Below are 11,649 nucleotides of genomic sequence, written 5' to 3' on the forward strand. Positions count from 1 at the left end.
TATCGGCCGCCGCGAGGCGTACCTGTCCGGCCGCACGGCGGCCGGGCGCAATTGTCAGCGATAGCCTCTGGCGTTGATCGCCCCGCCCTCTTGGCCAGGCTTTTCTTCCCGGTTTTGCTCCCTCCAGGATCCGGGACTGAACGATGTTACCCGCCGGAATTCGCGATTGAAATTCGACTTCGTCTGAAAACCGGATTCGAGCATCGCCGAGGTCACCGACATGTCGGTCTCACGCAGCAGACGGCAGGCTTCGGCAATTCGAAAATCGTTGATGTACTGCGAGACGTTCTTGCCGGCCAGCCGATTGACGGCGGTCGATATCTGCCGGGCTGGAAGGCCCGCGCGCCGTGCCAGGCGCGACAGCGTCAAGTTTTCGTCGCGGGCCAGTTTCTGGCTGACCAGTAGTTGATCGACCCGGTCCAGGATCTCCCGGTCCTGCGGCACTGAAACTGGATCTTCATCGATGACCGTGCTGGCTACCGGAAGCGCGCGCGCACGGTCCGCGACCATGGCGGTCAGCCCGATGAAGAGCAATCCCAGCATATTCCCGTTGCTGACGATGAGGCCGATATTCGCCCCCTTGGTCCATTCAAAGTCCAGAATGATCACAAGATCGAAAAGGGCCGAGACACAGAGCGAGACCGCGGCAATGACCAAAGCGCGGTGCGCCGCAACGGCGCCTTCGAAACGTGCTTCGTCCAATGCATCCGTGCCGGTGCGGGCAAGGTTCAACAGCGCCAGCGCATATCCGACATATTCGACGATCAGGGCGAAGTCGATGTAACTCGGCGCGAGCTGCACGAGCATGAGGATGCCGATGGCCGGCATCGCGTGAATCCAGCTAGCGCCCGGAACGTTTCGCTCCTCGCTGCGGATCAGGCTGTGGAAACTCGCGAGCACCAGCGGCGGAACACAGCTTGCGAGCACCGGCAGAGCAAATCGCAAGGCCGCAACGTCGTAGCCCCAGCGGAGGCCGACGACCACCGACTGGAGGGCACAGAGCGCCACCAAGGCGAGAAAAGCCCGATTGCGCTTCGCGGACTCGTCGCCGCGCAGCATGACAACCAGCAGGATCAGCAATAGCAAGGCGACGACGAACGGCAACGGCAGAAAGATCAAGAGCGAGTCCTTTGGCGGGCAGATAACCTGGCAAGTCATGGCTCAGATCGCGATTCGGGACGACCTGAATCGCGATCAAGGACGCGGGGAGGCGTGGCGCCAGCGACGATCGTCCGTCTTTTTCAACAAAGCGAGATGCCCATGCGCCTCTTCCAGTTCTTGCCCGCCGCCGTCTTCATCCTGGCCGTTGCCACCCCCTCGCATGCCAATGATGTCGGCGTGCGCGAAATCAGCGTTCCGGCTTCCGAACGGGGACGAGATCTCTCTGTTACCGTCTGGTATCCGGCCGCGGCCGGCGGCGAAACCACCCTTGTCGGTGACAACCGGATCTTTAAGGGAACAGAGGCCGCACGAAACGCTCCTTCCCTCCCGGGGCCGTTCCCCCTGGTCGTCGTTTCGCACGGCTCCGGAGGCCGCGTTCAAGCGATGAGCTGGCTGGCGACCGCGCTCGCAGAGGCCGGCTTCATCGTCGCCGGCCCCAACCATCCCGGCACGACCAGCGGCGATTCGACGCCCGCCAACACGCCGAAGCTCTGGGAGCGCACGGCCGATCTTTCCGCCGTCATCGACAAGCTCACCGGCACCGGTGAATGGAACAAGGCTATCGACGCCGACCGGATCGCAGTCCTCGGTTTTTCCCTCGGAGGCTCGACCGCCATGGAGATGTCAGGCGCCCGCGCCGATCTCGATGCCTATGTCCGCTATTGCGACAGCTACAGGAAATGGGATTGCGCCTGGTTTTCCGGCGGCAAGGGCTATGTCGACGACACGCCGGTCGCAGTCGAGAAGCTCGATCTTCGCACCATCGACAAAGCCCGCTTCGAACAATCGAATCTCGACCGGCGCATCAAAGCGGCAGTACTGGTCGATCCGGGTCTCGCCCAGGCCTATAGCGAAAAAAGCCTGAAGAAGATCGAGATACCGATGCACTTCATCAACCTCGGCAGCGCCGAGACCATCCCCCTGGCCGTCGCCTCCAAACCTTTGGCGGCACTGACGCCAAAGGGCTCCTATGCCGCAGTTGCCGGGGCCGACCACTTCAGCTTCCTGCCGGAATGCAAGGACGGCGCCGCCGAAGCGCTGAAATCCTTCGGCGAAGTCGACCCCATCTGCGAGCCGACCGAGCGCCCCCGCGCCGACATCCATGCCGATATCATCAAGCTGGCGCGCGAAGCCTTGCAGCAGAGCCTTGGCGAATAGCGATTGGCGAGATCGCGAGGCTGGCGGCGATGCGCACCCAGGATCGCCGCCCGGCCAAGCAGGACCGCGCTTTGCCGTCCCTTCTTCCAGAAACGGTACCTCGACACCGCAAGTGGATTCATCGAGACCAACCGCGAAATACATTGGCTTACAAAAAGCGCGCCCGGCCGACACACCGCCAATACACACCTCCGTTGAAATCAGGATGCTTCCAACGACGCCCACTCGATCAACGCTATGACGGAGAACCCCATGAAAACGCACCGCCTCATTGCCGCCGCCCTGCTGATCGCCGGCAGCGTAACGACGCTTCGCATGGCTGAGGCTCAGCAGATGCAGGGCATTCAGCGCACGGACCTGATCAAGAACGAGATCAGCGTGCCCGGACACGAGGCTGTGCAGGTCCGCGTCGATATCGACCCGGGAACCACCTCGATCAAGCATTCCCATCCCGGCGAAGAAATCGCCTATGTGCTTGAGGGTTCGCTGGAATACCAACTCGAGGACCGGGCACCGGTGACGCTTCAGGCAGGCCAGGCGCTGTTCATTCCGGCTGGCGTTGCCCATGTGGCCAAGAACGTCGGCACCGCCAAGGCGTCGGAACTCGCGACCTACATCGTCACCAAGGACGCGCCGCTCGTGGTTCCAGTCAAGTGAGGCACGTTGATGGGCTGCGCGGCGCTGCTGGTGAATCCGCCTTCAAGCGTGAAGGAATTCGAGCAGCGCCGCGTTGAATGCCGGCGCGGACTCGATGTTGACGATATGGCGACCGGGCAATGACAGATGCCGCCCCTGCTGCACGCGGGCGGCGATGTTTTCGAGGTCGGATGGCGGACAAACCGGATCCCCGTCGCCGGAAATGGCGAGCACGGGATTGGCGATCTTGACGATTTCTTCTCGCAAATCCGCACCCGCCAGCGCTGTGCAGCCGCCGATATAGCCATCGGTCGCGGTGGTGCCGAAGCTCTCGAGGACGCGACCGACGGCTTCACGATGGCTGGCTGCGAATTCCGGGCTGAACCAGCGTTCGGCTGTGGAAGCGGTCAAAGCCGCAAGGCCGTCCGCCCTGACGCTGTCGATGCGCGCGGCCCAGCCCTCGGGCGTGCCGATGCGCGCCGCCGTCGCGCAGAGCACGATCCTGTCCAGGCGCTTGCCGGCGTGCACGCCGAGCCATTGCCCGGTCAGGCCGCCGATCGACAGGCCGCAGAAATGCGTCCGTTCGATCTCCAGCGCATCCAGAAGAGCCAGCACGTCATGGCCGAGATCAGCGAGCGTATAGGGCGGTGGCGGCGCCGAGGAACGACCATGGCCCTTGCGATCGTAGCGCAGCACGCGGAAATGCGGCGAAAGCTCCCCGATCTGGGCATCCCACATGGTGAGATCGGTGCCGAGAGAATTGCAGAAGAGCAGCCAGGGTGCGTTGCCGCTTAGGTCGCCGTCGATGCGGTAATGAAGCCGATGGCTGGGTAGGTCGAGATAGGCCATGAAACCGGCACTCCAATCAGGGAAGCCGCCAGCGAAGGCGGCTTCATGGTTGTTGGCGCGACGCTGCGCCTCATAGGCATACGCGCTGCGGCACGAGTCTCGCACGCGCAAAGGGATGGCGGCCGGATGCCTTCATGGTCCGGCCGCCATCGCCGTTCGTTAAGCCGTCGCCAGTTGCACGACCTCGTCGCGGCGGGCGTTGCTGATCGCAAAGACCAGCATGGCGAGCGCCGAGATCGCAGCCGGGATGGCGAAGATCGCGAAGTTCTGCTGCAGCGGAAACTCCTGCGCCAGGAGCACGCCGCCAAGCGTCGGGCCGACGATGGCGCCGATGCGACCGACGCCCGAGGCCCAGCCCAATCCGGTAGAGCGGACCGAGAGGTTATAGAGCTGCGCCACGCTGGCATAGAGCAGGATCTGCGTGCCGATCGTGGTGGCGCCGGCGACGAACACCATGAGGAACAGGAGGGTCGCCGGCGGATTGAAGCCGATCAGCGCGATCGACAGGGCTGCCGCGACGAAGAATCCGACCACCACCTTCGGCAGGCCGAACCGGTCGCCGAGCCAGCCGCCGGCAATGGCGCCGACCATACCACCGAAATTCAGCGAGAAGAGGCTGAGCAGGCTTGCCTTCTCCGCATAGCCGGCTTCCTGCAGCACCTTCGGCAGCCAGGACGACAGCAGGTAGACGAGCAGCAGGCAGCAGAAGAACGCGACCCACAGCATGATCGTGCGCAGGGTGCGCTGATGGCGGAAGAGTTCCAGGACCGACGCCGAGGCGCCCTTCGTTTCGGCGAAGACCAGCCTGTCGGCCGCACCGATACGCACGCCGGGATCGATCTTCTGATAGATCCGCTTCGCTTCGTCCTGCTTGCCCTGACGGATGAGGAAACCGAGCGATTCCGGCAGCTTCCAGAGGACCACCGGCAACAGAAGCAACGGCACCGCGGCGATAAAGAACATCGGCTTCCAGCCATAGGATGGGATGAGGCCGATGCCGAGGCCGGCCGCCACCATGCCGCCGACCGAATAGCCGGAGAACATCAGCGCCACCAGGGTGCCGCGCAGACGCTTCGGCGCGTATTCGTTCATCAGTGCCACGGCATTCGGCATCAAGCCGCCGCAGCCGAGACCGGCGAAAAACCGGAAGATCTTGAACTGTTCGGGCGAACCGGCAAGCCCCGTCAGCAAGGTCGAGACCGTGAACAGCACGAAGCTGATGGCGATGCCCTTCTTACGGCCGATCCGGTCGGCGAGCGGGCCGAAGATCAGCGCCCCGAACATCATGCCGAACAGTGCCCAGGCCTGCAGCGCGCCGGCCTGCGGCTTGCTCAGTCCCCATTCGGCGATCAGCGTCGGCAGCACGGTGCCGGCGACGAAGACGTCATAACCGTCGACAATCAGCAGCAGCGCTGAGAGCGCAACCACCATCCACTGGAAGCCCCCAAGGGGGCTCCCGTCTATTGCCTCATTCACATCGATAGAGCGCATCATCTCCTCCCCAGGTCGTTGCGCGTTTCAGATAGAGAGCCGTCAGCCGAGATCGCCGCCGGCGACCGGCAGCACGCTGCCGGTGATGTAGGAGGCCTCGTCGGAGGCCAGGAACAGAATGGGTGCCGCCTGCTCTTCGATGCTGCCGTAGCGCTTCATGAAGCTCGACTGCTTTACCTGGGCGACGACGTCGCCCATCCAGGCCCTCTCGGCGTCGCTGTCGCCCGCGGCATTGCGCGGGACACGGCGTGGCGGCGCCTCCGTCCCACCCGGCGCGGTCGCGACGACGCGGATGTTGCGCTCGGCAAGTTCCATCGCCAGCGACTGGGTGATGGCGTTGACACCGCCTTTCGCCGCGGAATAGGGCACGCGCTGAATGCCGCGCGTCGCATTCGAGGACACGTTGACGATGGTGCCGGCGCCGCGCGCAAAGAGATGCGGCAAGACGGCATGACAGCAATAGAGCGTCGGCATCAGCGAGCGGCGGATTTCCGCATCGATCTGCGATGGTTCGAATTCGGCGAAGGGCCGCATGCGGATCGCCCCGCCGACATTGTTGATCAGGATGTCGATGCCGCCGAAGCGTTCGGCGGCAAAGCACATCGCCGCAGCGGCGCCCTCGTGGGTCTCGAGATCGGTGTTGTAGGCTGCCGCCCGATCGCCCCCGGCCTCCGCCGCCACCTCTGTGACGAAGTCGGCGCGGTCGACGAACAGCACCTTGCCGCCTTCAGCCGCAGCACGCAGCGCCACAGCGCGGCCGATGCCCTGAGCGGCACCTGTGACCACGAGCACCTTGCCGGCAAAGCGCCCTTCAAAACGGGCCGCGCTCATGCCGCCTCCTTCGCCAAGACGTTCGGCGTGAACTTCTCGTAGTGGAAACTGTTGGGCACGATACCGGTGTCGTCGAGGTGCTTGCGCACGGCGTCGACCATCGGCGGCGGACCGCAGAGATAGACGTCGACGTCGCCGCCATTGAGCAGCTCTTCCGGCATGTGCTGGGTGACCCAGCCCTTGCGCGGATGGCTGGAGGCAGCGTCTGCCACGACTGTGCTGCAGGTGAAATTGGCAAGCCGTTTGGCATGGGCCTCGATCTCATCGACAAGCACGAGATCCAGGTCTCGGGTGACGCCGTAGATCAGGTGGATCTTCTGCTGCGCGTTGGCCTGGGCCAGCACTTCGAGCATCGACAGGAATGGCGCAAGACCGGTGCCGCCGGCTAGCAGCAGCAGGGGGCGTTGGACTTCTCTCAGATAGAAGCTGCCGAGCGGCCCTGTCAGCTCGAGTTTCGTCCCGATTTCCGCGCGCTCCAGCCAGCTGCTCATCAGGCCGCCGGGGATCTTCTTGATCAGGAAGCCGAGACGCTGTTCACCCGGAGCCGAGGAGAAGGAATAGGAGCGACTCTGGCCGCTGCCGGGCACATCGATATTGACGTATTGCCCCGGCAGAAAGGCGGGTGCTGCGTCCACGTCCAGCTCCAGCACGATCGCCGCATCATTGTGCGGGGTGACCCGCGCAACCGTTGCCGCGAACTTCTGCTGCCCGGTCTTGCAGGCGGCCGAGGTCGTCGGCACCGCGATGACACAATCGCTCGACGGCTTCATCTGGCAGGTCAGCACCAGACCGCTTTCAGCCTCGTCCGATGTCAGCGCATCGTCGATGAAGTCGTCGCCGAGGTCATAGGCACCGCTTTCGGCGCGGCACTTGCAGGTGCCGCAGACACCGTCGGAACAGTCCATCGGCAGGTTGATCTTGTTGCGGAAGGCGGCGTCGAGCACCTTCTCGTCGTCCCTACATTCGACGAAACGGGTGACGCCATCCTCGAAATTCAAAGCGATCCTGTAGCTGGCCATGGTTGCTCCTCCCAATCCCTTGTCGTCAGGCGGCGGTCATCAGATGTGGTAAACGTCGATGACCTGGCGGATGTAGTCGTTCTTCAGCACGATCTTCTTTTGTGAAATCACGAGCTCTTCGCCGCTTTTGCGCAACGTCACAAACATGGTGCCGAAGAAGTGGTCGGTGACCTTGTAGCGGTGGTTGAGCGTGTGGAAGTTGTAGCGGACATCCACTTCCTCGCCACGGTCGGCCAGCAACTCGACATTGGTGACGTTGTGGCTGGTGCGCGGCTCTGGCGTGGAGGCGCCCGAGCGTTCGGTCTTGATGCGGAAGACGCGATCCTCCAGGCCGTCGCGGCTCGGATAGAAGATCAGCGAGATCTCAGACTGCGGATCTTCGGTCAGCTGATCGTCATCGTCCCAGGCCGGCATCCAGTAGGTGACGTCGGGCGCATAGCAGGTCAGCCATTCGTCCCATTCGCGGTCGTCGAGCAGGCGCGCTTCGCGGTAGAGGAAGGCGCAGGCGGTGTCGTAGGAGATCCTCATGCGACCGCTCCCTTCGTCTCGGAGGCAAGTGCTGCGCGCATCACCTTCGCCCAATATTCGTGCTGGCGGACGAACAGGCCTTCGTCTTCGCTGCGCTCGCCCGAGAGCAACGGTTCGAGGCCCATGCGCTTGGCATTGTCGTCCGGACCGTCAATCCAGAGCGGCGCCCCGCGTGACAGGTCGTTCCAGAGCGCGGTGATGCCGGCATAGCCCTGCTGGCAGGCGCGGAATTCTTCGAGATCGTCGGCAGTGCCCATGCCCGAGACGTTGAAGAAATCCTCGTATTGGCGGATGCGCAGAGTCCGGTCTTCAGCACTTTCGCCCTTCGGCGCGAAACAGAAGATGCTGATCTCGGTCTTGTCGACGCTGATTGGACGGGTGACGCGGATCTGCGTGCTGAACTGGTCCATCAGGAACACGTTCGGATAGAGGCAGAGGTTACGCGTCTGGTTGACGATGAGATCCGCCTTCACTTCGCCGACGCGCGCCTTGATCTCCTCACGGGCGTGGAAGACCGGCCGGACCTCGGGGTTCATGGTGTTGGTCCAGAGCAGAATATGGCCGTTGTCGAAGCCGTAGACGCCGGCAATCGAGCGGCTCCAGCTGCTCGCGTCGACCGCCTTGGTGCCCTCCTCGTGGCGGCGGCCCATGGTCGCGGCATAGTTCCAGTGCACGGAGCTGACGTGATAGCCGTCGCAACCGTTTTCCATCTGCAGCTTCCAGTTCCCATCGTAGATGTAGGAGGAATTGCCGCGCAGCACTTCGAGCCCGTCGGGCGCCTGGTCGACAATCTGGTCGATGATGACCTTGGTCTCGCCGAGATAATCCTCGAGCGACGAGACATCAGGATTCAGGCTACCGAAGAGGAAGCCGCGATAGCTCTCGAAACGAGCGACGCGCTTCAGGTCGTGCGAGCCATCTTTCGCAAATTGCGGCGGATATTGCGTGGTCTTCTCGTCCTTCACCTTCAGGAGTTTGCCGGTGTTGGAAAAAGTCCAGCCGTGGAAAGGACAGGTGAAGCTGCCCTTGTTGCCATGCTTGCGCCGGCAGAGCATCGCGCCGCGATGGGCGCAGGCATTGATGACCGCGTGCAGTTCGCCTGATTTGTCGCGGGTGACGACGACAGGCTGGCGGCCGATATAGGTGGTGTAATAGTCGTTGTTCTCGGGGATCTGGCTCTCGTGGGCGAGGTAGACCCAATTGCTCTCGAAGATGTGCTTCATCTCCAGCTCGAAGAGGTCTTCGTTGGTGAAGATATCGCGGCGGCACCGGAACATCCCGGTCTCATGATCGTCCTCGACTGCGGTGGCGAGCAGATCGTCGAGGGCCTGGGTTTTGTCGATAACTGCAGACATGGTTCTTCTCCCGCAAACGGCTGATCCGTGCTCGGTTCGGCTATTGCAACAATGTCGGTGTGGGGGCGGCGGCTCAGTCGGCCGCCGCAACAATGATCAGGCGGCGGCGCGCCTGCGCTGCTCGTTGATCTGGTTGTCGACGCCATTCACCAATGAGGTGAGATGAATGTCGAATTCGATCTCGGCGAAGGGGCCGGAGAGACCGTTCGCCTTGATGCTTGCCTCGTCGGTCCGCTCGGTAACATCGGGCACCAGGCCGTCGCGGGTCGCATAGGCGAAGTCGTCGTTGACCAACGGATCGCCGGCTATGTTGATCTGGGTCGTCAGCTTGCGATGACCGTCGGCGCTGATGAAGAAGTGAATATGCGCCGGGCGCTGGCCGTGACGCCCGAGCGCCGAAAGCAGCTGTTCGGTCGGGCTGCCCGGCGGCACGCCGTAGCCGTGCGGCACAATGCTCTGAAACTTGTAACGGCCCTTGGCGTCGGTGACGATCGTGCGGCGCATATTGAACGGCGCCTGCACACCGGTCGGGTCGAAATGCGAATAGAAGCCGCGGGTATCACAGTGCCAGACTTCGACCGTCGCACCTTTCAGCGGTTGGCCGGCGGAATCATAGACGGTGCCGTGCATGATCAGCGGGTGACCGTTGGTGTCCCGGCCGTCATCAAGACGGGCGAAGCCTTCCGATGCCGGTGCGCCGGCGACATAAAGCGGCCCTTCGATGGTGCGCGGTGTCGGATTCTTGATGCCGAGCTCCTCGTCGATAGCGTCGAGACGTTCGTCGAGGAAGTGGTCGAGGCCGAGGCCGGGCGAGATCAGGCCGGCCTGGCCGGCAGCACCGATTTCGTTTAGCCAGGCAATGCCGGTCCAGTATTCGTCCGGGGTGATGTCGAGATCGTCGATCGCCTTGAACAGGTCCGACATCAGCCGGTGCACGATCTCTTTGACGCGCGGGCTGCCGCCGTCCTTGTCGAGGCCGCTCAGAACCTTCAGGAAACCTTGCGTCTCCGGCTTGTCGAAAATCTTCACGCTCATGATAAATCCTCCACTTGGATAGTTTGAAAGCGGGTGCCGCCTGCCAACCTCCCGGCGGCGGCCGAACGAAATCTCAGGTGTCATCCTCCCGGACTGACGACGGATGCCGAAGCAGCGGCGTCACCTCGATGTCCATGAATTTGAACAGCGGCAGACCCGAGAGGATCTCGTGCAGCTCGGCATTGTCCGTGACGTCAAAGACGCTGTAGTTGGCGTACTGGCCGGCGATCCGCCAGATATGCCGCCACTTGCCGCTCTGCTGCAGCGCCTGTGAATAGGCCTTCTCTCGCGCGAGAATCTGGGCCGCCTCTTCAGCGGGCAGGTCATGGGGAATGCGAACATCCATTCTGACGTGAAACAGCATCAGCCGATCCTCACTTCGCAACACTGATGGTCTTGCGCAGCCCTTCGCGCGCAAAGAACTTCAACCGGTCTTCGTCGAGTTCGACGCCCAAACCCGGCCCATCCGGCACCGTCAGTTCGAAGTCGCTGTAGTCGAGGGGCGTTGCCAGGATTTCCTCCGTCAGGAGCAGCGGACCGAAAAGCTCGGTGCCCCACTGCAGATTGGCAAAGGTCGAAAACACATGGGCGGAGGCCACCGTGCCGACAGCGCCTTCGAGCATCGTGCCACCGTAGAGCTCGATGCCGGCGGTATCGGCGATCGCCGCCACGCGCTGCGCATTGAACAACCCGCCGCTCTGCTCGATCTTGACCGCGAAGACGTCAGCGCCCTTGGTCTTGGCAATCTCGAAGGCCGATTCAGGCCCGGTAAGGGACTCGTCCGCCATCAGCGCCACCGGGAAGCGGCGGACCAGTCGGTTGAGCGCTGCCGTCGACGCGACAGGCTGTTCTACCAGTTCGCAACCGGCATCGGCGAGCGCCGCCATGCCGTAGGACGCCTCGAATTCGCTCCAGGCCATGTTGACGTCGACGCGCACCGCACCGCGGTCGCCCAGCGCCTGCTTGATCGCCGCCACATGGGCGATATCGTCCTTCAACGGCTTCGCGCCGATCTTCAGCTTGAAGATCCGGTGGCGGCGAAGGTCGAGCATCTTTTCGGCCTCGGCAATGTCCATGGCGGTGTCACCGGAAGCGAGCGTCCAGGCGACCGGCAGCCGCTTGCGCAGCGCTCCGCCCAGGAGTTCGCCGACCGACAGGCCGAGACGCTTGCCGTGGGCGTCGAGCAGCGCCGTTTCGACCGCGCTCTTGGCGAAACGGTTTTCCTTCACCGCTTTGCCGATGCGCGCCATTAGCGCCTTCACGCGGGTCACGTCCTCGCCGATCATGACAGGCGCGAAATAGGTATCGATCGCCAGCTTCATGCTTTCGGGGCTCTCGCCACCATAGGCGAGACCGCCGATCGTCGTGCCTTCGCCGATCCCGACGGTGCCGTCGCTGCAATGGACCTTCACCAGCATCAACGTTTGGCCGGTCATGGTCGCGACTGAGAGCTTGTGCGGCCGGATCGTCGGCAGATCGACCAGTATCGTTTCGACCCGTTCGACGACGGAGACGAAGGCTGCAGTCGGAGAGATGGGTGCAAGGGTCGTGTTCATGGCGTGACTGTGCGCCGCGCACTGGGTGGC

At 63.1% G+C, this 11,649-nt stretch carries 12 protein-coding genes; 2 read left to right on the forward strand and 10 right to left on the reverse strand.

What is annotated here, in order from left to right:
• Positions 1–54 precede the first annotated feature (54 nt).
• Positions 55–1,104 (reverse strand): AraC family transcriptional regulator, encoded by a 1,050-nt coding sequence (locus ASE60_RS18325; RefSeq protein ID WP_309140374.1) that lies wholly within the window; start codon positions 1,102–1,104, stop codon positions 55–57.
• Positions 1,105–1,260: 156 nt separating this feature from the next.
• On the opposite strand from ASE60_RS18325, the gene ASE60_RS18330 reads away from it, so the two are divergent.
• Positions 1,261–2,319 (forward strand): alpha/beta fold hydrolase, encoded by a 1,059-nt coding sequence (locus tag ASE60_RS18330; RefSeq protein WP_057251960.1) that lies wholly within the window; start codon positions 1,261–1,263, stop codon positions 2,317–2,319.
• Positions 2,320–2,571: 252 nt separating this feature from the next.
• Positions 2,572–2,976: a cupin domain-containing protein gene (locus ASE60_RS18335; RefSeq protein WP_057251961.1), complete on the forward strand. Its 405-nt coding sequence runs from the start codon at positions 2,572–2,574 to the stop codon at positions 2,974–2,976.
• 42 nt (positions 2,977–3,018) lie between these two features.
• Here ASE60_RS18335 and pcaD read toward each other — a convergent pair whose 3' ends face one another.
• From pcaD to ASE60_RS18380, 9 genes are all read right to left on the reverse strand, one after another.
• Positions 3,019–3,804 (reverse strand): 3-oxoadipate enol-lactonase, encoded by a 786-nt coding sequence (gene pcaD / locus ASE60_RS18340; protein ID WP_057252118.1) that lies wholly within the window; start codon positions 3,802–3,804, stop codon positions 3,019–3,021.
• A 159-nt stretch (positions 3,805–3,963) separates the two neighbouring features.
• A complete protein-coding gene (locus ASE60_RS18345; protein ID WP_082615914.1) occupies positions 3,964–5,298 on the reverse strand; it encodes an MFS transporter in 1,335 nt (444 codons plus the stop codon).
• Between the two features lie 39 nt (positions 5,299–5,337).
• A complete protein-coding gene (benD, locus tag ASE60_RS18350) occupies positions 5,338–6,126 on the reverse strand; it encodes a benzoate diol dehydrogenase BenD (protein ID WP_057251963.1) in 789 nt (262 codons plus the stop codon).
• Positions 6,123–7,145, reverse strand: a complete 1,023-nt coding sequence (gene benC, locus ASE60_RS18355; protein WP_057251964.1) for a benzoate 1,2-dioxygenase electron transfer component BenC — start codon at positions 7,143–7,145, stop codon at positions 6,123–6,125. The genes benD and benC overlap by 4 nt, the downstream gene beginning before the upstream one ends.
• Before the next feature lie 39 nt (positions 7,146–7,184).
• Positions 7,185–7,673, reverse strand: a complete 489-nt coding sequence (benB, locus tag ASE60_RS18360; protein WP_057251965.1) for a benzoate 1,2-dioxygenase small subunit — start codon at positions 7,671–7,673, stop codon at positions 7,185–7,187.
• Positions 7,670–9,028: a Rieske 2Fe-2S domain-containing protein gene (locus ASE60_RS18365; protein WP_057251966.1), complete on the reverse strand. Its 1,359-nt coding sequence runs from the start codon at positions 9,026–9,028 to the stop codon at positions 7,670–7,672. Before ASE60_RS18365 ends, benB begins: the two co-directional genes overlap by 4 nt.
• Positions 9,029–9,124: 96 nt before the next feature.
• A complete protein-coding gene (gene catA / locus ASE60_RS18370; protein ID WP_057251967.1) occupies positions 9,125–10,063 on the reverse strand; it encodes a catechol 1,2-dioxygenase in 939 nt (312 codons plus the stop codon).
• A 73-nt stretch (positions 10,064–10,136) separates the two neighbouring features.
• On the reverse strand, positions 10,137–10,427 hold the full coding sequence (gene catC, locus ASE60_RS18375) for a muconolactone Delta-isomerase (RefSeq protein WP_057251968.1): 291 nt from the start codon (positions 10,425–10,427) through the stop codon (positions 10,137–10,139).
• A 10-nt stretch (positions 10,428–10,437) separates the two neighbouring features.
• Complete coding sequence (locus ASE60_RS18380; RefSeq protein WP_057251969.1) at positions 10,438–11,619, reverse strand: muconate/chloromuconate family cycloisomerase; 1,182 nt, start codon at positions 11,617–11,619, stop codon at positions 10,438–10,440.
• Positions 11,620–11,649 lie beyond the last annotated feature (30 nt).

It is taken from the genome of Ensifer sp. Root278, assembly GCF_001429285.1.
GTDB lineage: Bacteria > Pseudomonadota > Alphaproteobacteria > Rhizobiales > Rhizobiaceae > Ensifer.